Genomic DNA, 24198 nt, shown 5'->3' with positions numbered 1-24198 from the left:
CAACGTGACCTTATTCGTATTCTTCTAATAAAATAGTAGTAAATTTTCATATTCTGCAATAAATACAGGAAATTACCACGTTTTTCTATGTTAGCGTATGGCATAGCCGTGATACTATAGCAAACGTTTGGTTGTGCTGTAAATAATAAAAACCAGCATAGCGGTGTACACAATTAACGTAAGGAATTGTTATGAACTACACTTCAAATGCAGAATGCTCTGTTTCTAAACAATCTTCTGCACCTAGAACTCCGCTCATTTTTAGAATAGGAGCAGAATTCATTGCAAGCGCTTTTGCAATGTTCACTATCTACATGTTCTCATCTATTGTTACTGCAATGTATGGCGTAAACGTTCTTATGATTGCAGTAGGAACTGGTATCGCTTATGCTGCTGCTATTGGTATTGCATCTAAGTTTTCTGGCGGACATGTAAACCCTGCTATAACTATCGCATCTATGCTTACTGGCAGAACTCCTTATATTTCTGGAATTTTATACATTATTGCTCAAGTTCTTGGCGCGATCGCTGCCGCTGGAGTAACCGTTTTTGTTCTGCCACAAACAAAGATGGTTCCAGCTCACACTTGGTTTGCTCCTGTTGTTAATGGTTTTGAAAACGCTTCCATTTCAGCAAACCAGCTTAAGAGTGTTAATGCATCTTTTGGCGTTATTACTGCTCTTGTTGTTGAAATTATTGCAGTTCTTGTTATTGTTGCAACAGCAATGACGTACATGAATGACAATGGCAGCACTAAATGCGGATACTCTACTCACATGGGCATTGCTTATGCCGCCGGAGCTTTCATCACGTATCAAATTACTGGAGCTGGTTTAAACCCTGCCCGTTCTACTGGCATTGCCATTCTTGCTCAATCGCAAAAGTTATCCGTCTCCCCATTAAGTCAACTTTGGGTATTTTGGATTGCACCTGTTTTTGCCGCTGCTCTCGTAGGATTTGTTATGCTTATTTGCAAGCTTGCAGCACCTTCTTCAAGTAATCAAAATCCTGTTGCTGCTGATTACTCAAATCAGACTTCTCCTGTTCTACAGAATACTGTTCCTGTAGTTCCAGAACCTCCTGTTAACACAGAGTCTTCAGTAGCCCCTTCTACGACTTTGGATTCTACTGGAAACGATAATGTTCCATTTAATCCTTTTAACAGAGATGATAAATAGAATTTCGTGAATTAAATCTATCGGATTCTACATTAAGAAAAAAATTGAAAAATACGTTATCAATAGTCCAATTCCTAGCGAAATACTTATGAAAGAATCGAAGGCTACAGATCTAACCTTCCATGGACTTTTTTGAGTAAATATTAGGCGTATGATTCCAAGAACGATGGCTGTTACGGCAATTATTACCGTGGCAGCCATTGTTTTACCCATAAACGCAAATGCTGCACTTACGCATACTATTACTGCGACAATCCATTGCGCATACGGTTTTCCTTCCTTTGATTCTGAAACGTATATATGGTTTGATTTTTTTGCTAATTCAGATTCATTAGCATTTAAAATGTTCTTTTGAATTTTTGATACATCGTCTTGTTTTTCATACCGATCATTAATTGTCATACTTGTATAATACATAAAAGACCTTGGAAAGTATACGAAAATACAATCCAAGGTCCTCTTTATAAAATACTATTTAGTGGAAGAAGTGCCTTGTACCAGTAGTGTACATTGTTACTCCAGCCGCACGCGCAGCTTCAAACACTTCCTCATCTCTAATTGACCCTCCTGGCTGTACAATTGCTCGCACACCTGCGTCAATAAGAATTTGTGGACCATCAGCAAACGGGAAGAACGCATCCGAAGCCGCAACAGCTCCACGAGCACGCTCAACACCATCAGCAAGAGTATTAGCACGCTCAACAGCCAAGTGGCAAGAATCCACGCGATTAACCTGCCCCATGCCAATGCCAACAGTAGCATTATCGTGTGCAAGTAGAATTGCGTTAGACTTTACGCAACGAAGCGAGCGCCATGCAAACTCTAAGTCTCTCAAAGTATCAGAATCTGCAGCTTCTCCAGATACAAGAGTCCAATTTTGAGGATTATCGCCAAAATCATCAATCTTATCTGCGGTTTGTACCAATGCACCACCATCAATAGGATGCACCTGCAAGCCCAAAACTGGAGGATTTGCAACTTTTAAGATTCGCAAATTCTTCTTCTTAGTGCGCAATAACTCCAAAGCCTCAGGCTCATAATCTGGAGCAACAATTACCTCTGTAAAAATTGGTCGAACACTTTCAGCCATTTCTAGTGTAACAGTTGAATTGCAAGCAATCACACCGCCGTAAGCACTTACAGGATCGCAAGCGTGAGCTTTCTTATGAGCAATAGCTGCAGTTGCACCTATTGCTAAGCCGCAAGGATTATTATGCTTGCATACTGCAACGGCGATTTGTGGGGCAAAATCCCATACTGCACGCCAAGCCGCATCCGCATCAACATAATTGTTGTAGCTCATCGGCTTTCCACCAAGAAGTTCAGCTTGAGCTAAACCTCCCTTATGCAATAGGTCAAGATAAAGCCCCGCCTGCTGATGTGGATTTTCACCATATCTAAGCTTATGCTCTAAACTCCAAGTACGCGTGTAGTTTGCAGGAAGCTCCACATCTCCAGTATTTTGACTATCTTCTTCAGCATTTGTATTCAAGCTTTCAGGCTTCTTCCATGCTTTACTTGTCCACTCAGATATAGAAGCATCGTAAGCTGCGGTATGAGCAAATGCTTTACCAGCCAAATATTCGCGCTCTTGCAAATTAAAGCCTTCACCTGAAACGATTCTATTAGCTAAAAGCTGATAATCTGCAGGGTCTGTAATAACAGCCACAGATTTATGATTTTTCGCGGCAGCGCGAACCATAGACGGTCCACCAATATCGATTTTTTCAATAATCTGAGCTTCGCTTCCACCGCTCATAACAGTGTTTACAAACGGATACAAATTCACTACAACAGCATCAAATGGCTCAATATTTAACTCTTTAAGCTGCTTTACATGATCAGGATTGCTCATATCTGCTAAAATTCCAGCGTGAATATGTGGATCGAGTGTCTTAACCCTACCATCTAAGCTTTCTGGGAACCCTGTTATATCAGATACTTCCGTAACCTTTACACCTAATTCTTGGAGTTTTGCAGCTGTTGAACCTGTTGAAACAACCTGAGTTCCGCACTTTTTAAAAGCGTCTGCCAGAGTTTCTAGTCCTTCTTTGCAAAATACTGATACAAGTATTCGCTTGATTGACCTTTTACCTGTGGTTGTCAGCACATCTGCACTTGATTCTTGCGCGTGTATCTGTTGCACGGTGGTCTTCCTCCTTGATGTTGGACGAGGATTATTTTTTATTGACTTTCGAACTAACTGTTCTAGGTTTTCTAGTATCAGTTTTGTTCTCAAGCAAAGGTTGTTTTTTAGTGGATTTAACGCTTCGCGGCTGACTTATATTATCTGTTTCATTTTGACTAATTGAACAAGATGAACGCGTTTTTTCTTTTTTTGAAGACATAACATCAGCAGACTTTTCAGACATATTGTTTTCTTTAGGAGTTATTACAGACGTTTCACATGACTGTTCAACTTGTTTTGATTGTGAGTTTATGTTCTGATCTTCCTTTGACTTTTCACTAATATTTTCAGATAACTTTTTAGAAAATAGATTAAAATTCGACGGCTTAATGGAATCATATTTCTCAAAAATTTTAAAACTTAATGCACGAATAGAAATTATTATTGCGCACACAAATATAACAAGAATCCAAGCCACCCCAAAGCCAAATACTGTTAAATGACCTAAAGCACGAACACTTCTACTGACATTTGTACCAACATTGGATAAACGATATTTACCTAAATCACCGTTCGCGAACAAGAATAGTATACTCATAACGAGTATTACTAATATGCAAGTTGATACCAAAACTACAGCTGATTCCACAAAAGCTATAACGGTAGACTTCCAATCAAGTTTATCTTTATCGAAATGCAAACGAAGATTACAAGACTTAGAATATAAGATCACAAATAATGCAAATACGCCACATAAAGCGAAAACGATACCATTAACCAGAATCCTATAAAGTGAATCACCTATAGAGTCTGGGAATATAGCAAAAAATGGCACAGGAGGCAAAGACTTACGATTAACTGCATAAATTGTAAAATTAGCAACTGATCCTATCGCAAATCCTGAACCCGAAATCCATGATAATGCCCATAATGCAACGTTTGGGAGCCATACCAGACATGCAATTGTGGTTAAAATTCTTGAGCCTAATTGCATTCCTAACTTTGAAAAAACTATCTCAACATTACTTGCTCCAACAATGGACCAAAAGATAATCGTTGATAATGCAATAATTGCATAAATTGACAACACGATTACGGTTGAATAAAGGCAAATTTTTATGCGTTTTAATATATGTTCAGGAACATTTTTTGTTATATTATTTTTAATTAATACAAACAATGAGCTGTATGGGAAAACGGCTATCAACTGTGCAAAAGCATATACACAAAAGCTTTTTAACAATATGACTGGTAATGAATCCAATAACTCAATATTAGTATTTTGAGATATAACTCCATTGATGAAAACCCAAGCAAACAAACCAATACAATTTACTAGCGATCCACCTTTTAGTTTTCTCATCAGAATCGCAAGCATTGTAATTATGAGCAGAGTCAAACCAAGTGGAATAACTGTAAGAATAAAATCATCAAAGCCTAGACCAACTCCTTGTGCAAAAAGAAGAGCAGCCCACGTCATCGACATTGATGAATCAGAAAGATTACCAGTTCCTTCTTCTATAGAAATAACAAGAAGGGTTAGTGACATGAATAATCCAACAACTATTGCAAAAATTAAAATTGCAATAGCGGGTATAGATATTCCCTTCAAAATGCTAATAAGAGAAGACTTCAGCTTTTTCATAACATCCTCCTCCCTTATTAGCTTCTTGAAGTTAGATCTAGGTTGTTCGATTTCTTATGATTACGCCTAAAAACGATATATGGATAAATGTAGCTACCTAATTACAACACAAGCTACTACTTATACACACTTTTAAGCAGGCATCGTCATTAAACTAGAGCATTTATAAGATTGCAACTCATTCATTCCGCTAATTCCTGTTAACTCCATTACAAAGCAGAACCCAGCAACAGTTCCCTGCGACCTTTCAACAAGTCGTGCAGCAGCTTTTGCAGTTCCTCCTGTAGCAATTAAATCGTCAACAATAAGAACACGCTGACCAGGCTTTATAAGATCTTTCTCAATCTCTATCTTAGCTTCCCCATATTCGAGAGAATATGATTCGCTTATGACTTCGGGAGGTAATTTACCTGCTTTTCTTACGGCAACAAAACCTTTATTGAGTCGAGCAGCCAAAGCTGGACCAAACAAAAATCCACGAGCCTCAAGTCCAGCAACTAAATCAAATGAGTCTTTAGAAACTGGCAACGAATCTACTAATGAATCAATAAGAATTCGCATACCACGATTATCAGCAAAAACAGGAAGAAAATCGCGGAAAACAATCTTTGGATTTGGAAATCCTGGAATTGTCCTAATAAGAGATGCTAAATATTTAACATCCTCATCACTAACATTCTTCAAAGATTTTACTGCAATATCAGTTGTTGTCATAATCTTATTGTTCTTATCTCAGTTTTCTTTGACTTCACCAGTTCCACTGGATTCTTGAATCTGCACAGTTTCGCTAGATTCTTGAGATTCATCTTTATCAGATGCATCAGCATCTTCCGAGTTATCAGTTTCATCGTCTTTGTCATAGCTGTTGAAATCTACACGAACATAAACTCTATTCACAGCTCTGAAAGACACTCGAAGTAGACTACCTTCTGAATCTAGAACAATCTCTTCGTGATCAGAATCAACTACGACAACCTTACCGATAATTCCACCAATTGTTATAACTTCAACTCCTGGTTTCAAAGAATCATGGAAGGACTTCAACTCATTTTGACGCTTCTTCATATTACGAGATTGGAACCACATGATACCAACCATGGCAATTACGAGTACAATAAGCATGCCATACTGGCTAACAAATTGGGGCACAATAAACTCCTTATGTATCCAACCCTAAGACGGACAAAACACCGTCCAAAGCATTTATTTTATGTTATCTATCTGACATTATCAGGCGCTTTAAGACCTAAGTGTTGCCAGGCTTTTTCAGTGGCAACACGACCTTTAGGAGTCCTAATAAGGAACCCTTCACGCACTAAATATGGCTCACAAACGGTTTCTACAGTTTCTGCCTCTTCTCCAACCATTGCAGCCAAATTATTAAGCCCAACTGGACCACCATTAAATTGATTTACAATAGCTTTCAAAACCGCAATATCTAGACGGTCAAGACCTTGAGTATCGATCTGATACAACGATAAGGCTTCTATTACAGACTTGCGATTTACATCTTTAAGATTATGCACAACTGCCCAATCGCGTACGCGTCTTAACAGTCGATTTGCGATTCTAGGCGTTCCTCTGGAACGAATAGCAAGTTCTTTAGCTGCTTGATCAACAAGATGAACACCAAGAAGAACAGATGAACGTTCAATCAGTTTTTCCAATTCATCGTGAGGATAAAAATCCAAGTGAGCTGTAAAACCAAAACGTGCTCTAAGCGGAGAAGGAAGCATACCTTCGCGCGTAGTAGCACCAACCACAGTAAAATGCGGCAATGTAAGAGGTATAGAAGACGCACCTGGTCCTTTGCCAACCATAACATCAACTCGGAAATCTTCCATAGCGATATAAAGCAATTCTTCTGCAGCTCGAGGCAAACGATGAATCTCATCAATAAACAGTACTTCACCAGTATCAAGAGAACTCAAAATTGATGCTAAATCACCAGCATGCTGAATAGCAGGACCAGATGTAACTCTAATAGATACGCCTAACTCATTAGCAACAATCATCGCTAATGTTGTTTTTCCAAGTCCAGGAGGACCTGCAAGCAACATGTGATCTGGAGGAACATCACGCAATCTTGCAGCATCCAAAAAAAGTTGTAACTGTGCCTTTAAAAGAGGCTGTCCGATAAATCCATCTAGAGCATGAGGTCTTAATTCTTCATCGCTAATCTGTTCATTTCCTATAGGAGATGATGAAACAATTCTTAATGAATCTTCGGATACGCCAGTATTTAAAGCTTGTACGTCGATTCCTTCATCCAAACTCATGAATCACCTGCCTCTATCTAACGCTGCCAATGCCATACGCAAAACATTAGACATATCTGAATCACTGATTGGTAGAGCAATTTTTTCACTATTACACACGTTTTCAACCGCTCTTTGAGCATCTGACTGCTTCCACCCTAAAGACATAAGTCCATCGACAACCTTGCTGATGCCAGATTCATCAAATTCCTTTTTATAAGATTTTGAATCTTTAGAAGTATCATCTTCATTTAATTGAGATACGTCAATAGAACCTTTAAGTTCAAGAACAATTTTTTGAGCACCCTTTTTACCTAATCCTGGAGCAGAAGACAATGCAGTGATATCACCATCTGCAATAGCCTGCAATAAACGATTCACATTTAAAGTGGAAAGTAAAGAAAGAGCAACTTTAGGACCAACGCCACTAACTTTCTGCTGAATTTGAAGAAAAATACGCTTTGCAGGCAAACTCGTAAAACCATAAAGAGTAATAGCATCTTGACTTACTTGTAAAGACGTATAAACCTTAACATCTTGACCTTCATGCAGCGCAGCTAAATCAGACGATGGCATATAAACTTCATAGCCAACACCACTAACACAGATAAGCGCACATCGAGAATCAACTGATTCAATAACGCCACTAAGCATACCAATCATCAGCGCTCACCTTTCCAGACAAATAGAACATCTGTTCTATAAAACATACTACATGTCACGTCCGACAGAAGAATGTCTGCTAGCAGAACGCAAAGAAGCAGCCCACTTTCGTTGAGCCTCAGTTAAATGTTGCTCTCGCTCTCCTCCTTGCAAAGCTCCTGCTGGGCGAAGCGCGTGACAAATCGCTTGAGCCAAGGCATCAGCTGCATCTGCAGGAGTCGGTAAAACATTAAGATTTAAAAGACGAGCAACCATGCGCTCTACCTGAGTTTTATCCGCTTTTCCATTTCCAGCAACAGCGAGTTTAACCTCTGTAGGAGTATGCAAAGCTACAGGAATACCTCTCTGGGCAGCAGCCAACATTGCGACACCAGCAACTTGAGCAGTACCGAGAACAGTGTTTCGATTTTCTTGAGCAAAAACACGCTCAATCGAAATTGTATCTGGCGAAAACCTTTCGATTTTCTCCACCAGTCCATTGTAAATTTCGAGCAATCTTAAATCTTGAGAAGTCTTAGGATCACTTCTTAATACATCGACGTGAATAAAAGAAAGCCGACGAGAAACGCCGGCTTCAATCACGCCGACCCCGCAGCGAGTAAGCCCGGGGTCAACGCCCAAAATCATCATAGGAAACTATTCTGCTTCCTCAAGCTGAGCCATAACCTCATCCGAAGCAGTCCAGTTGCTGTAAATATTCTGGACATCGTCCAAATCGTCGAGATTGTCAATCAAGCGAGACACCTTCTGAGCATCTTCAAAGCTCAATTCAACCTCATTGTTTGGATGCATAACGATTTCTGCGGAATCATAGTCAAAACCAGCATCTTGCAAAGCCTTACGAACAGTTACCAAATCGCTAGAATCAGTGTATACGGAATACACATCTCCATCGTCAGCAACATCTTCAGCACCAGCTTCTGCAGCAATATCAAAAAGCTTGCTATAGTCAACGCCTTCGCTAGGAACTTCAATCAAGCCCTTACGCTCAAAATTGAAGCTAACAGAACCGCTTGTAGCCAAAGAACCATTGCCCTTTGTAAGAGTGGAGCGAACGTCTGCTGCAGCGCGGTTACGATTATCAGTAAGGCACTCAATAATCAATCCAACACCTGCTGGAGCATAGCCTTCGTAAACAATCTCTTCGTAGTTTGCGCCGCCTGCTTCTTCACCAGAACCACGCTTAACAGCGCGCTTAATATTATCTGCTGGCATAGAAGCTTTTTTAGCCTTAACGATTGCATCGTACAAAGTTGGGTTACCATCAGGGTCTCCACCACCAAGACGAGCAGCGATTTCAATATTCTTAATAAGCTTGGCGAAAAGCTTGCCGCGCTTAGCGTCAATAGCGGCTTTCTTATGCTTTGTGGTCGCCCACTTGGAATGACCTGACATGATACTCCTAAAAAGTGTACGGTTACGTAAACGTGATGATTTTAATGCTCTTTAGCGACAAATCGTCATACGCTAGTATTTTTAAGCAAATTTTTAACTTCAAAAATCCTCTGTATAACGGTTATAACACCACCGATACAAAGGATAAGCATGGCTAAACTAAGCCATAAAAGCCAGCCAGTTAATCCACTTAATCCCATTGAAATCAATATAATAGCCACTCTGTCTGCTCTAGTGATCAAACCTTTTTTAGCTTCCACTCCAACAGACTCACCTCTTGCTCTAGCATATGAGGTTACAAAAGCAGCCATAATTGCTATTAGTGAACAAACTAATCCGCAATATTTTATAAAACCATTAACATATTCTGGCAAATATAAACATATGTTGATATTTTTAGCACGATATAAACAAATACAAACACACCAAAATAGAGACCAATCAGCGATTCTATCTAAAGTAGAATCCAAAAACGCACCAAATTTCGTTCCACCATTTTGATTAGTTAAAGCAGCGACTGAACCATCCAAAGCATCTGCAAGAACAAAAATCGTAAGCAAAATTGTACCAAATAAAAGCCAGCCAGTTATAGAAACAAAAATTGAGGTTACTACAACAGCCAAAGCACCGAAAACAGTAACGCCATTTGCTGTACAGCCAAATTTTACAAGCAGCTTAGCAATAGGCGCAATAACACGCTTGAATCCGCCTCTTAAAGATTCCAACATATCTAATAAAACGCCTTCCTAGATTAAACAAGCTACTCATACACGCATTATCAACAAACTATGCTAATAAAAAACGCCGCTTAAAATTAAGCGGCGCAATTTCTAGCTCCCTCACCTGGATTCGAACCAAGACAAAGGGTTCCAAAGACCCGTGTGCTGCCATTACACCATGAGGGAACGGCGGAAAAAACCGCCAAGTCACTATTATGCCATAACAATTGACATCGTCAAGTTTGGCGTGGCGAAATAGGATTTACGCAAACAAGAATCCCTTACCATGATGCTCTGGATAAGTGTCAAACAGCTTTGCAACGGACCCATCTTCAAACACAGCTTTAATAGCACTTGCCAAAAGTGGGGCGATTGAAAGAACAGTTAACCCATCCCAACGCTTTTCTTCTGGAATTGGAACAGTATCCGTTAACACCACTTCCCTAGCTCCGCAATTCTTTAAACGTTCAACTGCAGGACCAGAAAGCACGCCGTGAGTTGCAACAACCGTAACAGACTTTGCACCAGCATCCTTAAGAACATTGCAAGCGCCTGCGATTGTTCCAGCAGTGTCAATTAAGTCATCAACCATGACGCAATCACGCCCAGCAACATCACCAACAACACGATTTGCTACAGCCTGATTTGGACGGGTAATATCTCTAGTCTTATGAACAAAAGCCAATGGACCTCCGCCTAAACGTTGCGCCCACTGTTCTGCAACGCGGATTCGACCTGCGTCTGGCGAAACAACTGTTACATTGTCTAAATCTTCGCTGAAACGATCTCGAACGTAATCAACCAGCACTGGCATAGCAATCAAATGATCTACAGGACCATCAAAGAATCCCTGAGATTGTGCCGCATGCAAGTCAACGCTCATGATTCGATCTGCGCCTGCTGTTTTAAGCAAATCAAACATCAAACGGCAAGAAATAGGCTCACGACCGCGATGCTTTTTATCCTGTCTTGAATATCCAAGCAACGGGCACACAGCGGTAATAGAACGAGCAGATGCGCGTTTCAAAGCGTCAATCATAATCAATTGTTCCATAATGGATTTATTGACTGGATTGCTATGACTTTGCAGCACGAACACGTCTGTTCCTCGCACAGACTGAGTGTAACGAACATACATCTCGCCATTGGCAAAATCATATGCCGTTGTTTCCAATACTTCTATACCAAGCTGATTTGCAACATCTCGAGCAAGCTTCGGATGCGCGCGACCAGTTACGAGAACAAGGTTTTTATCTGGCTTTCCTTCAAGGACGATGCTCACCATATCTCCAAACGCTAGTCCACTAACAGCCCACAAAAACGGACTGTGATTAATACTATCTATTTGCGCAGACTATAATCATTAAGCCGTTTCATACACAACAAATCATTGCAAAAGATTTCAAATAATCACAAATCGCGTCTGTATAAACCATGCTTAACAATGTATTGAACAACTCCATCTGGAACCAAATACCATACAGGCTCCCCGTGCTCAGCGCGCTTACGAACATCAGTAGAAGAAATTGCTAGTGCTGGGATTTCTAAAATGTCAACCGGGAAACGATGACTGTGACAATTAATCATATCGTCGCAAGAATCCGCTGAATACACATGAGCCTCAATTTGAGTAAACTTTTCTGGACTAGAATACCCAGGACGAGTTACTGCAACAAATCTAGCCAAATTCCACAGTTCTCTAGCATCTTTCCATTGCATAATCTCCGCAATAGCATCTGCGCCTGTAATAAAGAAAAGTTCAGCATCTGGATGCTGAGATCGAATATCGCGAAGCGTATCAATTGTATAAGTAACACCTGGTCTATCAATATCCACTCTGGAAACTGTGAACTTAGGATTAGAAGCAGTTGCAATCACAGTCATCAAATATCGATCTTCTGCGTTAGTAACCTTCTTATCAAGTTTAAAAACAGGCTTTCCTGTAGGAACAAATATGACTTCGTCTAAATCATAAACCCATGCAACTTCAGAAGCTGCTACCAAGTGGCCGTTGTGAATAGGGTCAAAAGTGCCACCCATGATCCCTATTCGTGGGCGCTGATGAACATTACCTCTAGCAGATTGACGGTGTTTGGCAACGCCTGCCACAACAGGCGGCGCAGCCTCAGTGCCATTAAAAGACACTTGGAATAAGTCAGACATTCTACGCTCTTCAGAAAAATCTTTTACTTCTGACTTAAGACTATTTTGTGAATCAACTTTAGAGTTGTTTAGATTATTTTGCATTAATTCATTTCCACATTTTGTTAAAAATACACAAAATTAAGCATCATGATTATTTTGCGCCATCAAGCAAATCAGCAGCATCATCTGCCTTAGCCTCATCGATAACACTAGAGGCAACATTCGCCTTATCGGGATTAATATTGCCCATTTCCTCATTCCACTCATCTTGAACAACCCGTTTAATCTCTTCAAATGTTGGAAGAGGAAAATCGGGCTGGAAAATACTTCTAATCTTTGCAACAGATTCTGTAATCTTAATAAGAACATCTGCCATATTATCTACTTCACCGCAACGTTCAAGATTACTGAATTGAGATATATTATCTTCCATTTTTCTCAAATTCTGATTAATCTCATCTAAAGCAGCATTATCCTGAGGCTTGTAAACAGTACGATTATCCCTATCTGGCCAACCCATTAATATTGCATCAGCATATTCAAGAGAAGATCTTTGAGATGCAGACGCAATACCATCTTCAATTTGCACTAAAAACACATAGCGGACTATGGATAAACGCTCAGCGGAAATATCTAAAGCATCTAAAACATTAAAATCAGACACGCCATATGATTCGCTTTTCGCGTATACATTATCTGATTTAGTTGATTCCTGTGTATTTGGCATACTCATAACCTTACTCTTAATACCTTATTATCTGTCACGATTTAGAGCATCAGGCTCTTATTTGACCATCTCCATAACCAATCCACTTTGTGGTTGTCATTTCTCTCAAGCCCATCGGACCTCTGGCATGTAATTTTTGAGTGGAAATTCCAAGCTCTGCTCCAAAACCAAATTCGCCGCCGTCCGTAAATCTTGTTGAAGCATTTACCATAACAACAGCTGAATCTACAGATGACACAAAATCATTGATTGTTAAATAATCTTCAGCAATAATCGTCTCAGTGTGTCCCGTTGAATACTTTGTAATATGATCCGCAGCATCCTCAACATCTTTTACAATCTTTACTCCCATTTGCAAAGATAGATATTCACGACTCCAATCATCCTCATTTGCACGTTCCAACTGCAAACCATTTATATTTGAATCAAACAGAATATTGTAGGATTCTTCATCAGCATGAATCAAAACATTATGTTTAGCTAATTCGCTTGCAATTCTTGGCAGAAAATCTTTGGCAATATCTTGATTTACAAGCAATTTTTCTGCAGCATTACAAACTCCAACTCTTTGAGTTTTTGCATTTACAATAATTGGTATCGCTTTTTCAAAATCTGCTGTTTTATCCACGTAAATATGAACGTTTCCAGCGCCAGTTTCTATAACTGGAACTGTTGATTCTTTAACAACTGCAGCGATTAGATTTGCACTTCCCCTAGGAACAAGAACATCAATATGACCATGAGCATGCATCATTGACGTTGCGCCACTTCTTCCAAGATCGTCAACAGATTCTATAAGATTTTCACTTACACCAAAATCTTTTAAGACTTGCTTGATTATAGAAATTGTTGCATGGTTCGTGCGCTCAGCTGCACTACCGCCTCTTAAAATTACAGCGTTTGAAGATTTTATGCACAGAGATGCAACGTCAACAGTCACATTTGGTCTGGCTTCATAAATAATTCCCATTACACCGATTGGAACTCTTACTTGAGAAAGTCTAAGACCATTTTCTAGCGTGTATCCACGAACAACTTCTCCAACAGGATCTTGCAATTGCGCTATTTTTCTAATACTTTTTGCAGACTGAACTATTCTTTCTTCATCAAATTTAAGTCTGTCTAGTTTTCCAGCATCCATACCATTTTTTTTGGCTTTTTCTAAGTCTTGCTTATTTGCTTTTTCAATAAATTCTGCATTATTTTCAATAGAATCAGCAATAGCATTTAGAAGATTATTTTTAAAATTGGTATTAGCTTTAGCAAATTCACGCTGTGCTATTCGCGAAGCATCCGCTCTAGAAAAAACAATAGAATCTATAGAGTCCCCATAATCTTTAGACATATTGCTTTGTGCATTACTATGCGTTTCATCTAACTTTGTATCAAGATTAATCATATTGAACATATTAGCAATAGCAGTGCTTAGGCTCCACCTCTTCAGGTAACATGTATACCAATTAGCACAAATGGAGGAATCATGGCAGAAAACACTACGAATACAGTTATGTTTCACAGCACTAGGTCAAGCTCTAAAACCTATACCTCGAAGCAAGCTATTCGTAGAGGAATAGCAGATGATGGTGGATTATTTGTTACAGATTGCCTTGGTGAAACTCGTTACGATATTTCTAATCTTTCTGGAAAAACTTATAAACAGATTGCTAAAGATGTTCTTCAAATTCTCCTTCCAGATTTTACATCTAGCGAGCTTGATGATTGTGTAGAGAAGGCTTATGGAAGTCAGTGGGAAGATACTGAAATTACTCCTTTAAAGGCTCTTGGCAATAATAATGATTTTGTTCTAGAGCTTTTCCACGGTCCTACCTGTGCTTTTAAAGATGTTGCTTTGCAAATTTTGCCGCAATTCATTAGTCACACAAAAGATGTATCTGATTCTAATCAAAATGTTATGATTCTTACAGCCACTTCGGGAGATACAGGAAAAGCTGCGTTAGCTGGGTTTGCGGATGTTGAAGGCACTTCTATGGTCACTTTTTACCCAGAAGGTAAAGTAAGTAAAATTCAAGAATTGCAAATGACCACTCAAAGTGGAGATAACGTAAAAGTATGTGCTGTTAGAGGAAATTTTGACGATGCGCAAAGCGGCGTTAAACAAATATTTACTAACAATTCAATTAATGAAACAGTTGAAAACAATAATCACGCACTGCTTTCTTCTGCTAATTCGATTAATATTGGCAGACTTATTCCTCAAGTTGTTTACTACTTCTACGCTTATTCTAAACTTGTTGAGCAAGGCGTTATTGAACTTGGTGATGAAGTGGAATTTTGTGTCCCTACTGGCAATTTTGGAAATATTCTTGCTGGATATTATGCGAAAATGCTTGGTCTTCCTGTAAAACACTTGATTGTAGCAAGCAACAGCAACAATGTTTTGTTTGACTTTTTGGTCAGTGGAACATATAACAAGATTCGACCATTTAACCAAACAATTGCACCGTCTATGGATATTCTTGTTTCTTCTAATTTAGAACGCATGCTTTACTACATGTGCGATAAAGATACACGACTGTTGCAAATGCTTATGAATGATTTACAACAATGGGGCGCTTTTGAAATACCAGATAATGTTCTTTATAAAATTAGGAAACTTTTTGGTTGCGGATGGGCAAACGAGAAGCAGATTCGCGACTCGATAAAAGAATGTTGGGATAATCATAATTATGTTATAGACCCGCATACTGCTTGCGGATACTTTGTTATGAATCATATTCCTCATGATTCTAATGTCCCGCGTGTTCTTTTGAGCACCGCAAGCCCTTACAAATTCCCGAGGGTTGTTTGCCAGTCTCTGGGATTAAACGTTCAAGACTTAGATGACTTTGGATGCATGGAGCTTCTTGAAAAGAAAACCTCCACTAAGTCACCTAGTATGTTGAGTGAACTTAAAAATAAGACTGCTCGTTTTAATGATGTTATTAACGTCGAAGATATGTCAGATTATGTTCTTAAGTGCGCTAACGAAATTTGCTGAAGATTTTGGTTTAAGACTTAAACAAAGCATAATATACTTCGTTTAGCGTGCTTAAATCATGACCTTTTCTAGCTCCTGCAGAAAAGAACCTACGTCTTTTTACATTATCTTCTAGGCTTTTAAGTTTTAACGATAACTTTCTGCCTAATTCCCATGCAGCTTCTTCAAAAACACCGGCTTCTCTAGCTTCTTGCAATGTTGAATAGACCACAGCGGAAGAAACACCCTTTTTTTGTAGCTCAACGCGAGTCGCACGTTCTCCCAACAATCTAGATACACATGAGCGTATAACGGATCTAGCATATTGTTCATCGTCAACCAAATGTAATTCTTCCAAACGAATTATTACGGATTCAACAATATTCTCTTTATAACCCTTATTTATAAGTCTATTCTTTAAATCATCGGAAGATCTAGCTGAATAATCTAGCAATCGTAAAGCAGATTCTCTACAATCGTCAAAATCAGAGGCTTTTTTAGCATCTACTTTTTTAGTAGGCTTTCTGCCATTAAATAAATTATACTTTCGCAAGGAGTAAGAAGAGTTTTCTTCACAATAATCTTCATGATTATTATTCGAGCTGTCGAATGACTTATCATAAGAATCACTAGCGCCAACTGTTGTTAAATCACAACCATTAGCTTCGGATTCTTCTACTTTTTCACACTCATTTTCTGCAGAATAATAAGAATCAACAGGTTTATGATTGCGAAGAAAACTCTCTACACTAATCATCTTCTATTCTTTTCACTGAATCAGCCAATATGATATGAATAAGCTAAATTCAACTTTGTTTTAATAATTTTATTTAATATCGTTTTATTTGACATCACTGCCTTTTGAAGTGTTTGTTTTATTATCAGCACTTGAAGATGATACTGACTGAGAATTGTCATCTTCATCTTCTACCTCAACGAATTGATCTTCTGGCTTCATTAGACCAAACGCTACTTTTACTTTATCGCTAATCTCTTCTGTAATAGCAGGATTATCTTTGAGGAATTGGCGAACGTTCTCTCTACCTTGCCCAAGTTGTTCACCTTCGTAAGTGAACCAGGAACCAGATTTTTTGATAACATCGCACTGTACAGCCATATCGATTACAGAACCTTCAGTTGATATTCCTTCTCCGTAAAGAACATCAAATTCTGCTGTTTTAAAAGGCGGAGCCATTTTATTCTTTACAATCTTTACCTTAGTACGATTTCCAACGGCCTCTTCACCATTTTTGATAGTAGAAACTCGTCTAATATCCATTCGAACAGATGAATAGAATTTAAGGGCTTTACCACCAGTAGTTGTTTCTGGGTTACCGAAGAATACACCAATTTTTTCACGAAGCTGATTAATAAATATTGCTGTTGTTCCAGCTTGAGACAATGCACCAGTCATTTTTCTTAAAGCTTGGCTCATTAAGCGCGCTTGTAAACCAACATGGCTATCTCCCATGTCTCCATCAATTTCCGCTTTTGGAACAAGAGCTGCTACAGAATCAACTACTATAACGTCTAAAGCACCAGAACGAATTAGCATGTCAGCAATCTCTAATGCTTGTTCACCATTATCTGGCTGAGAAACAATAAGAGAATCTGTGTCAACACCCAATTTACGCGCATAAACTGGATCTAAAGCATGCTCAGCATCAATAAACGCGGCAATACCGCCATTCTTTTGCGCATTAGCAACAATATGCAAAGCTAATGTTGTTTTACCAGAAGATTCAGGACCATAAACTTCCACAATACGCCCACGAGGAACGCCACCAATTCCTAGAGCCATATCTAGAGCTATTGAGCCAGTAGGAATGACCTCCACGTCTTGTAATGGTTTATCACCCAATCGCATTGCGGAACCTTTACCATATTGTTTTTCAACATTGGCAAGAGCTGTTTCCAACGCTGCTTTTCTACGAGGATCCGCCTTGTCTGCATCAATAAGACGATTCACTGTAACCTTTTTTGCTTGTTGTGCCATATCTGCTACTCCTTTCGCATGCCGATGTATTGACGACGTTAATGCAATACATAATGACTATGCAAGCGTTTTAGAGCAATGTGGTTAAAGGTTTTACCCAATAACACAATAGGCACTTATCACGCTGCAAGAAGCCCAACAATTGACATTATACACCATAAACGAACATTTGTTCGACAAGTGTGTTGACTTGAAATTCCAACGAAAATATCTATTTTGCTGGCATTGGTGGAGCATTATGATCTTTACCCCACCTCTTACTATCAGGAATATTCATATGATCACATAAAATATTCCAGACAATTCTTGGCTCTATTCCAGCATCAATCGCTTCACGCGCGCTCATGCCATTAAGCTTTTGCAGCTCCTGATCTTTTGCGATACTCCTGCCAAACTCCCTACCAAATACCTCTTCAAGAAGTTCCCAAAATTCACGCTCGCGCATCAAAAATCCAATCTTCAAAAATTATGGAATGCAAAATTTTGATTAACGCATAAACGACACCGTTTCGAACATCTTCACGATTACCAGAAATATTTAATTGAGCAGAAATCAACAATCCTAAATCACAAGAATAAAAATCACATTTCTCCAAAGAGAAATTACTAATTTTTCCACACTTACAATCAAAAACGCAATTTTTTATTCTATTAAACTTGCAAGAAATCGCCTCAGAGTCAAGAGAAGAGTAAGATTTATCGGTAATATTTGGAACAAAAACACCAGTATACGCCAATCCAGCTGGTTTACCTGCATCAGAACCAGGTCCAGCAACACCTGTAGTTGACAATCCAATAATAGGAAAATCAGGATTGTCAACATCTTTTTGTTGCTCAAAACGCTTATAACACCAGCCAGATCCACTGTATAATCTTGCTGCGCCAAACGCCATTTGCTTTGCTACTCGCTCATCTACAGCACCACACGATTTTAGTAAATCGCAATCCACACCAAGTATCTTAGATTTTTCACGAATATCGTAAGTAACAGCAGACCCAAGAAAAACTCTAGAAGCGCCAGGAATCTTTACAAACGAATCTGAAAGAAGACCCCCAGTCAAAGACTCAGCACATGCGATATGCAAAGAATGTTTATCGCAAAAATCAAGAATCTCACTAGCTAAAACACTTACGGAGTCACTACACATATCTATCAGTGCTTCAAAGCGTCGTTCACATAAAGAATACCAGAGTAAGTAGCAAAACCTATTGCAATTCCAATCAAACCGTAAGAAATGGAGTAATAGCAAATCACCCAAAGTGGAATATTATTTACGCAGAAAATAGGAACAATAGGAGCGAGAAGCATTGCAATACCAATTGACTGAGAAAGTGTCTTAAACTTTCCAGCAGAAGATGCTGCAATTACTTTACCGCCCTTATTTATAACATAGAATCGTAAAATAGTTATGCCAATTTCACGAATAACAAACAAAGCAGTAATCCACCAATACAGTTCTCCAAAAGCTGACGCAATAATAAGCGCGGAAAGCATAAGAAGCTTATCTGCTATAGGATCTAGTAATTTACCAAGCTCAGTTACCTGATTGTATTTTCTAGCCATCCAACCATCTAATTTATCTGTAGAAGCTGCAATTACAAACAAAACAAACACTGACCAACGTATTGCAGTAGAAGCATATCCCCAAGGACCTGCAACCAAATATAAAATTATAAATAGAATAGAAAGAATAATCCTTATGTATGTCATTACATTAGGAGCATAATCCCAACCTTCAAGTAATTTAGACTTACTGTTTTTCAACATTTATAAATACCTCCATAAAGCTACACAAATATGGTATAGCAAACGCAAAACTTAATTCAACTTTTACAAAGAATCACTTTCACCGCGAATAAATGCTAAAACTTTAGGCAAATCTTGAGGTTGCACAAGAACCTCACGTGCCTTAGATCCTTCGGATGGACCAACAACGCCACGCGACTCAAGCAAATCCATTAACCTACCAGCTTTAGAAAAGCCAACACGCAATTTTCTTTGAAGCATCGAAGTGGATCCAAACTGAGCGCCTACTACAAGCTCTGCAGCCTGAAGCAACTCATCCATATCATCGCCAATATCTGTCGTCTTAGCCTGAATCTGCGCCTTCTCGTCTGCTTTTTGAGCCATTTGTTCAATATCTTCACGATACTTTGGCTTGCGCTGAGTGCGAACATACTCCACAGCCTTACGAATTTCAGATTCACTCACCCACGAGCCCTGCACACGCTGAGGCTTAGCAGCACCCATTGGAAGGAACAAAGCGTCACCTTGACCAATCAAAGTTTCTGCACCAACAGTATCGAGAATAACTCTTGAATCAGTTGCAGATGAAGTAGCAAAAGCCAATCGAGAAGGAATATTTGCTTTAATCAAGCCTGTTACAACGTCAACAGACGGACGCTGAGTAGCCAAAACCAAATGCACGCCTGCAGCTCGAGCAAGCTGAGTAATGCGCTGAATAGAACTTTCAACATCGTTCTTAGCAACCATCATCAAATCAGCCATCTCGTCTACAACCACAAGCAAATACGGATATGGAGCAACTTTTCGATTAGATCCTGCTGGCGCATGAACTTTTCCTTCACGCACAGCCTTATTGAAATCTTTAACATGGCGGAAACCGAAGAATTGCAAGTCGTCGTAGCGAGCATCCATCTCTTTAACAACCCACTCGAGAGCCTGCGCAGCCTTCTTAGGATCAGTAATAATCGGCGTGAGCAAATGCGGAATGCCAGCGTATGCAGAAAGCTCTACTCTCTTAGGATCTACCAAAATCATACGAACCTGTTCAGGTGTTGCTCGCATGATAATAGAAGTGAGCATTGAGTTAATAAAACTAGATTTACCAGATCCTGTAGCACCTGCAACAAGCAAATGCGGCATTTTATCGAGAGCTGCCGTTACGAAATGACCTTCAACATCCTTACCAACACCTGTAAGCATAGGGTTTGGATCTTGGCGCGCTTTATCAGACCTAAGAACATCTCCCAGATTTACAATCTCTCTATCTACATTCGGAATCTCAATACCAATTGCAGACTTGCCTGGAATTGGAGAGAGAATACGCACATCAGTACTTGCTACAGCATACGCAATATTCTTTTGAAGATTCGTTACCTTCTCTACTTTTACTCCTGATCCTAACTCAACTTCATATTGAGTTACAGAAGGACCTCTTAAGAAGCCAATAACCTTAGCATCTACCTCAAATTGTTCAAAGGTAGAAGTTAAAGCTCGAATCACACGATCATTCGCTGGTGTTCTTGTTGCATGAGGCTTTCCGTGAACAAGTATGTTCAAATCTGGTAGCATATAAGGCTCATCTTCAAGAACATTAGAATCACTATGATTTGAATTGTATGTATCTTTGCCAGCACCGCTATCACTATTATTTTCTTGCGATGACCTATATTTATCTAATTGCTGAGCAGGCATCTTCCCCCAAGGATCAGAAGAATATTGCTCACTGGAACTTATAGGGGCCTTAGGGAATTCATCAATATATAATTCTGGAGACGTTTTCCAAGCATTAGAATTCGCAGAAGAGCCACTTGAAGATACAAACCTAGGAGACTCACGATTCTGTGATTTATCAATCGTATTTTCATAATCTTGCGATTGATTACTAAAGTCACCATCATGACTATTCGTGCGATCAGCATTATTTGATTCGTAATTGCTACCGCCATCTTTTGAAGATGCACAGAGAAAAGCGTCATCTCCAGCATACTCATCTAAAAGCTCATTATCACTATCTTTTTTCTTAGTTCCAAATAGTGAATTCCATAATTTAGAAATTAACGAATTATGCAAAGACCTGCGAGACTTTTCAGATTTGTTAGAATCATCATGAGTTGGCACTCCATCAGCAAATTCAAGTGTTTTATCATCATCCTTAGAATCATTATCGTATGAATCTTCCTCAGAATTATCGTCTTTACTATCTCTACTGTCTTTAGAAAAAGCAGAAAATATAAACTGCGTTATATCTGTAACATGCAATTTTAGAATCATCAAAAGCGAAAAAATTGCGATAATAACATAAATCACTAGAGCAAAAGTCCTAGATAATCCCCAAGCTAAAGGAGAGCCAAGAGAAAAACCTAATAACCCACCAGATTTTTGCAAATCTTCTATGTGAAAATGTTGATTTTTACTAGCAAATAAAATATCTAAAATAGAACATATAGACCACAAAATAAGAACAAAACCACCTATAACACGTGGGTTACCTGATTTTGATCCACTATTTCTCATTAGCCTAATTGCTACAGCAAATAACCAAACTGGTAAAACAACGCTCATAACTCCAAAAACTGCAGATGCTGCGAAGTGAAAAGCAACGCCTATAAAACCACTAACTCTAAACCATTCCGATGCACAGAAAAGAATAGCAAGAATAATCATTACAAAGCACAATCCATCTCTGCGGTATGCTTCGTCGTATTCTCCCACACCAAAAAGCGAACGTACAACTTTACCAACAAGTCGCGGAACAAAAAGCAGCGCGGATTCCCAAAAAGGTTCATCATAAGATACTTTTGATGACGACTTTGATGACTTACCGCCCCTGCCTGCCATATATAAGCTCCTTAAACATAAATTTATGAAACATAACAAATTATGCAACCCACATTATTCTACCCCAACGTGTACTAATATACGGGCATAAACGTGTACTGATAAATTAAAAAAATCTAATTGCAAAAAGAATGATATTCAAAGTAAAAAAAAATTAATCTAGCATAAAAAAAAAATCGGCTGAAAACCAGCCGAAAAAGTGGGGTGGCTAACGCGGCTTGAACGCGCGACCTTCTGAACCACAATCAGATGCTCTACCAACTGAGCTATAGCCACCATTACGGCGCGAAACCCTTCGGGAATCGCACAACAGAGGAATACTATACACGATTTTTTAAATTTATGCTAGTCCATCTTCATTCGGCGCGTCGCACGACAATTCGACATTGCGTAATGTAAGAATATAGCTATGAGTTTTTCGCAAAAATCAGATTCAAATAATGAATTAAATGAAAGCGTTACGAACGAGCGAATTTTTGGTATTTTTGATTCAAAATTACATACAACAAAAGTTCTTCTTCTTGGCTCTGGAGAACTTGGTAAAGAGATTGCTATAGAGCTTATAAGGCTTGGCATAAGAGTATGCGCAGCAGATAGCTATGCGAACGCTCCTGCAATGCAAGTAGCTCAAGAAAATCGCGTTTTAGATATGAGCGACTCTCAAGAGTTACAAGACTTAATAAACGATATAAACCCAGACATAATAATTCCTGAAATTGAAGCAATATCAACTCAAATACTAAAAAACGTTGTAAAGAGTAAGAAAATTCAGGTTGTTCCAAGCTCTGATATTACTGCGATTGCTATGGACCGTGAAGCTTTGCGAAAAATTTCACACGAAAAACTAGGATTGCCAACAACACCATATCGATTTGCTTCTAACTATGAAGAATTAGAAAAAGGAGCAAAAATCGTAGGATATCCATGCGTCGTGAAACCAATTATGAGCTCATCTGGTCATGGTCAATCAATAGTAAAAAATCCTGAAAACCTACAAAATGCTTGGATAGAAGCACAAAATGGAAGAAGATCTAAGCATAAGAATCAGAACACGCAAAACGCTGATATATCTCGCGTAATTGTTGAAGCTTTAGCACCATTAGACTACGAACTAACAGTACTGACTGTAAGCTCCAGCGCTGGAATAACAACATGCGAACCCATTGCACAATTCCAAAAAAATGGCGATTACAGACAATCATGGCAACCAGCAAATATACCAGAAAACGTTCGAATCAACGCTCAAAATATTGCTAAACGAGCCGTTGAAGGTCTATCTCAAATAGCAAGAGAAAACGGAGAAACTGGGTGGGGCGTTTATGGAGTTGAACTCTTTGTTCTTAAAAACGGTGATTTACTTTTCAACGAACTATCCCCTCGTCCGCACGATACTGGCATGGTTACAATGATTTCACAGTATTACAGCGAGTTTGCTCTGCATGTTTTAGCGATTTTGGGTGTTCCTATTACTCAAAAGCACACTGCTCTTTGCTTAAAGAATAATGAAGTCGCTTTAAGCCATGCTCTTGTTGTAGAAGGTAACGGAAAAATTGGATTTACGAATATAGCAAAAGCGTTAAACACTGAAGACTGTGCAAGATGTGATATACGCATCTTTGGAAAGCCAGAAGTTCATGACTCAAGACGCATGGGTGTTATTTTGACAGTAGCAGACAACGTAAGTGATGCAAAATCTTGTGCGACACGCATTGTTAGCGACTTACGCACTGTAGAACTACCGTCTTAAAGCATTGGAAAATCAAGGTTTTTACTGGTTTAAAA

The 24198-nt window shown here is 39.0% G+C and carries 23 protein-coding genes and 2 tRNA genes; 3 read left to right on the top strand and 22 right to left on the bottom strand.

Going from position 1 to position 24198, the window contains the following annotated elements:
* Window positions 1–191: 191 nt before the first annotated feature.
* Window positions 192–1178, top strand: coding sequence for an MIP/aquaporin family protein (locus ACJV45_RS02905; RefSeq protein WP_004125946.1), 987 nt, complete (start codon window positions 192–194; stop codon window positions 1176–1178).
* Window positions 1179–1205: 27 nt separating this feature from the next.
* Here the strand turns inward: ACJV45_RS02905 and ACJV45_RS02900 are convergent, their stop codons facing one another.
* The 15 genes from ACJV45_RS02900 to ACJV45_RS02830 all read right to left on the bottom strand — a co-directional run bounded on the left by ACJV45_RS02900 (window position 1206) and on the right by ACJV45_RS02830 (window position 14266).
* On the bottom strand, window positions 1206–1595 hold the full coding sequence (locus ACJV45_RS02900; protein ID WP_415684136.1) for a DUF3017 domain-containing protein: 390 nt from the start codon (window positions 1593–1595) through the stop codon (window positions 1206–1208).
* Window positions 1596–1653: 58 nt separating this feature from the next.
* A complete protein-coding gene (gene purH, locus ACJV45_RS02895) occupies window positions 1654–3324 on the bottom strand; it encodes a bifunctional phosphoribosylaminoimidazolecarboxamide formyltransferase/IMP cyclohydrolase (RefSeq protein WP_419397614.1) in 1671 nt (556 codons plus the stop codon).
* 31 nt (window positions 3325–3355) lie between these two features.
* The gene (locus ACJV45_RS02890) at window positions 3356–4951 is read right to left on the bottom strand and encodes a cell division protein PerM (protein ID WP_419397613.1); all 1596 of its coding nucleotides are present in this window, start codon (window positions 4949–4951) and stop codon (window positions 3356–3358) included.
* Between the two features lie 132 nt (window positions 4952–5083).
* The gene (locus ACJV45_RS02885) at window positions 5084–5665 is read right to left on the bottom strand and encodes an adenine phosphoribosyltransferase (RefSeq protein WP_419397612.1); all 582 of its coding nucleotides are present in this window, start codon (window positions 5663–5665) and stop codon (window positions 5084–5086) included.
* 18 nt (window positions 5666–5683) lie between these two features.
* On the bottom strand, window positions 5684–6100 hold the full coding sequence (yajC, locus tag ACJV45_RS02880) for a preprotein translocase subunit YajC (protein ID WP_419397611.1): 417 nt from the start codon (window positions 6098–6100) through the stop codon (window positions 5684–5686).
* A gap of 68 nt (window positions 6101–6168) precedes the next feature.
* A complete protein-coding gene (gene ruvB / locus ACJV45_RS02875; RefSeq protein WP_419397610.1) occupies window positions 6169–7230 on the bottom strand; it encodes a Holliday junction branch migration DNA helicase RuvB in 1062 nt (353 codons plus the stop codon).
* A 3-nt stretch (window positions 7231–7233) separates the two neighbouring features.
* Complete coding sequence (ruvA, locus tag ACJV45_RS02870; protein WP_415684140.1) at window positions 7234–7872, bottom strand: Holliday junction branch migration protein RuvA; 639 nt, start codon at window positions 7870–7872, stop codon at window positions 7234–7236.
* Window positions 7873–7920: 48 nt separating this feature from the next.
* Complete coding sequence (gene ruvC, locus ACJV45_RS02865; protein ID WP_004113652.1) at window positions 7921–8502, bottom strand: crossover junction endodeoxyribonuclease RuvC; 582 nt, start codon at window positions 8500–8502, stop codon at window positions 7921–7923.
* Window positions 8503–8508: 6 nt separating this feature from the next.
* The gene (locus ACJV45_RS02860; protein ID WP_004113651.1) at window positions 8509–9267 is read right to left on the bottom strand and encodes a YebC/PmpR family DNA-binding transcriptional regulator; all 759 of its coding nucleotides are present in this window, start codon (window positions 9265–9267) and stop codon (window positions 8509–8511) included.
* A 65-nt stretch (window positions 9268–9332) separates the two neighbouring features.
* Window positions 9333–9995, bottom strand: a complete 663-nt coding sequence (locus tag ACJV45_RS02855) for a CDP-alcohol phosphatidyltransferase family protein (RefSeq protein WP_419397609.1) — start codon at window positions 9993–9995, stop codon at window positions 9333–9335.
* A 106-nt stretch (window positions 9996–10101) separates the two neighbouring features.
* Window positions 10102–10172 (bottom strand) — tRNA-Gln (locus ACJV45_RS02850).
* Window positions 10173–10248: 76 nt separating this feature from the next.
* Entirely contained in the window at window positions 10249–11271 is a 1023-nt protein-coding gene (locus tag ACJV45_RS02845) for a ribose-phosphate diphosphokinase (protein WP_032812207.1), read from the bottom strand.
* 125 nt (window positions 11272–11396) lie between these two features.
* On the bottom strand, window positions 11397–12233 hold the full coding sequence (nadD, locus tag ACJV45_RS02840; RefSeq protein WP_419397608.1) for a nicotinate-nucleotide adenylyltransferase: 837 nt from the start codon (window positions 12231–12233) through the stop codon (window positions 11397–11399).
* 49 nt (window positions 12234–12282) lie between these two features.
* Complete coding sequence (locus tag ACJV45_RS02835) at window positions 12283–12858, bottom strand: phosphoribosylglycinamide synthetase (protein ID WP_419397689.1); 576 nt, start codon at window positions 12856–12858, stop codon at window positions 12283–12285.
* A gap of 49 nt (window positions 12859–12907) precedes the next feature.
* Entirely contained in the window at window positions 12908–14266 is a 1359-nt protein-coding gene (locus ACJV45_RS02830) for a glutamate-5-semialdehyde dehydrogenase (RefSeq protein WP_419397607.1), read from the bottom strand.
* A gap of 72 nt (window positions 14267–14338) precedes the next feature.
* Between ACJV45_RS02830 and thrC the strand changes: the two genes are divergently transcribed.
* Window positions 14339–15856 (top strand): threonine synthase, encoded by a 1518-nt coding sequence (gene thrC, locus ACJV45_RS02825; RefSeq protein WP_419397606.1) that lies wholly within the window; start codon window positions 14339–14341, stop codon window positions 15854–15856.
* Window positions 15857–15866: 10 nt separating this feature from the next.
* Here thrC and ACJV45_RS02820 read toward each other — a convergent pair whose 3' ends face one another.
* The 7 genes from ACJV45_RS02820 to ACJV45_RS02790 form a co-directional block, all read right to left on the bottom strand.
* The gene (locus ACJV45_RS02820; protein ID WP_419397605.1) at window positions 15867–16592 is read right to left on the bottom strand and encodes a regulatory protein RecX; all 726 of its coding nucleotides are present in this window, start codon (window positions 16590–16592) and stop codon (window positions 15867–15869) included.
* A gap of 84 nt (window positions 16593–16676) precedes the next feature.
* Window positions 16677–17831, bottom strand: a complete 1155-nt coding sequence (gene recA / locus ACJV45_RS02815) for a recombinase RecA (RefSeq protein ID WP_415686304.1) — start codon at window positions 17829–17831, stop codon at window positions 16677–16679.
* A gap of 211 nt (window positions 17832–18042) precedes the next feature.
* Window positions 18043–18276, bottom strand: coding sequence for a DUF3046 domain-containing protein (locus ACJV45_RS02810; protein WP_016810559.1), 234 nt, complete (start codon window positions 18274–18276; stop codon window positions 18043–18045).
* Window positions 18263–18979 carry a CinA family protein gene (locus tag ACJV45_RS02805; RefSeq protein WP_004120703.1) on the bottom strand — a complete coding sequence of 239 codons (717 nt, stop codon included), beginning with the start codon at window positions 18977–18979 and terminating at the stop codon, window positions 18263–18265. Before ACJV45_RS02805 ends, ACJV45_RS02810 begins: the two co-directional genes overlap by 14 nt.
* Window positions 18980–18984: 5 nt before the next feature.
* A complete protein-coding gene (gene pgsA, locus ACJV45_RS02800) occupies window positions 18985–19599 on the bottom strand; it encodes a CDP-diacylglycerol--glycerol-3-phosphate 3-phosphatidyltransferase (RefSeq protein WP_419397604.1) in 615 nt (204 codons plus the stop codon).
* A 63-nt stretch (window positions 19600–19662) separates the two neighbouring features.
* Window positions 19663–22416, bottom strand: coding sequence for a DNA translocase FtsK (locus tag ACJV45_RS02795; RefSeq protein WP_419397603.1), 2754 nt, complete (start codon window positions 22414–22416; stop codon window positions 19663–19665).
* Between the two features lie 200 nt (window positions 22417–22616).
* A tRNA-His gene (locus tag ACJV45_RS02790) sits at window positions 22617–22692 on the bottom strand.
* 133 nt (window positions 22693–22825) lie between these two features.
* Between ACJV45_RS02790 and purT the strand changes: the two genes are divergently transcribed.
* Window positions 22826–24163 (top strand): formate-dependent phosphoribosylglycinamide formyltransferase, encoded by a 1338-nt coding sequence (gene purT, locus ACJV45_RS02785; protein WP_419397602.1) that lies wholly within the window; start codon window positions 22826–22828, stop codon window positions 24161–24163.
* Window positions 24164–24198 lie beyond the last annotated feature (35 nt).

This window comes from Gardnerella lacydonensis, assembly GCF_048545055.1.
GTDB classification, from domain to species: domain Bacteria; phylum Actinomycetota; class Actinomycetes; order Actinomycetales; family Bifidobacteriaceae; genus Bifidobacterium; species Bifidobacterium vaginale_C.
Note: the sequence above shows the minus strand (reverse complement) of the source record. Positions and strands in the feature narration are given on the sequence as shown.

Bases quoted from the DNA above. Each gene is read 5' to 3' on its own strand.
- ACJV45_RS02905 (WP_004125946.1), top strand. From the start codon at position 192: ATGAACTACACTTCAAATGCAGAATGCTCTGTTTCTAAACAATCTTCT.
- ACJV45_RS02900 (WP_415684136.1), bottom strand. From the start codon at position 1,595: ATGTATTATACAAGTATGACAATTAATGATCGGTATGAAAAACAAGAC.
- ACJV45_RS02890 (WP_419397613.1), bottom strand. From the start codon at position 4,951: ATGAAAAAGCTGAAGTCTTCTCTTATTAGCATTTTGAAGGGAATATCT.
- ACJV45_RS02885 (WP_419397612.1), bottom strand. From the start codon at position 5,665: ATGACAACAACTGATATTGCAGTAAAATCTTTGAAGAATGTTAGTGAT.
- ruvB (WP_419397610.1), bottom strand. From the start codon at position 7,230: ATGAGTTTGGATGAAGGAATCGACGTACAAGCTTTAAATACTGGCGTA.
- ruvA (WP_415684140.1), bottom strand. From the start codon at position 7,872: ATGATTGGTATGCTTAGTGGCGTTATTGAATCAGTTGATTCTCGATGT.
- ruvC (WP_004113652.1), bottom strand. From the start codon at position 8,502: ATGATGATTTTGGGCGTTGACCCCGGGCTTACTCGCTGCGGGGTCGGC.
- ACJV45_RS02860 (WP_004113651.1), bottom strand. From the start codon at position 9,267: ATGTCAGGTCATTCCAAGTGGGCGACCACAAAGCATAAGAAAGCCGCT.
- ACJV45_RS02855 (WP_419397609.1), bottom strand. From the start codon at position 9,995: ATGTTGGAATCTTTAAGAGGCGGATTCAAGCGTGTTATTGCGCCTATT.
- ACJV45_RS02845 (WP_032812207.1), bottom strand. From the start codon at position 11,271: ATGGTGAGCATCGTCCTTGAAGGAAAGCCAGATAAAAACCTTGTTCTC.
- nadD (WP_419397608.1), bottom strand. From the start codon at position 12,233: ATGCAAAATAATCTAAACAACTCTAAAGTTGATTCACAAAATAGTCTT.
- ACJV45_RS02835 (WP_419397689.1), bottom strand. From the start codon at position 12,858: ATGCCAAATACACAGGAATCAACTAAATCAGATAATGTATACGCGAAA.
- ACJV45_RS02830 (WP_419397607.1), bottom strand. From the start codon at position 14,266: ATGTTCAATATGATTAATCTTGATACAAAGTTAGATGAAACGCATAGT.
- thrC (WP_419397606.1), top strand. From the start codon at position 14,339: ATGGCAGAAAACACTACGAATACAGTTATGTTTCACAGCACTAGGTCA.
- ACJV45_RS02820 (WP_419397605.1), bottom strand. From the start codon at position 16,592: ATGATTAGTGTAGAGAGTTTTCTTCGCAATCATAAACCTGTTGATTCT.
- recA (WP_415686304.1), bottom strand. From the start codon at position 17,831: ATGGCACAACAAGCAAAAAAGGTTACAGTGAATCGTCTTATTGATGCA.
- ACJV45_RS02810 (WP_016810559.1), bottom strand. From the start codon at position 18,276: ATGCGCGAGCGTGAATTTTGGGAACTTCTTGAAGAGGTATTTGGTAGG.
- ACJV45_RS02805 (WP_004120703.1), bottom strand. From the start codon at position 18,979: ATGTGTAGTGACTCCGTAAGTGTTTTAGCTAGTGAGATTCTTGATTTT.
- pgsA (WP_419397604.1), bottom strand. From the start codon at position 19,599: ATGTTGAAAAACAGTAAGTCTAAATTACTTGAAGGTTGGGATTATGCT.
- ACJV45_RS02795 (WP_419397603.1), bottom strand. From the start codon at position 22,416: ATGGCAGGCAGGGGCGGTAAGTCATCAAAGTCGTCATCAAAAGTATCT.
- purT (WP_419397602.1), top strand. From the start codon at position 22,826: ATGAGTTTTTCGCAAAAATCAGATTCAAATAATGAATTAAATGAAAGC.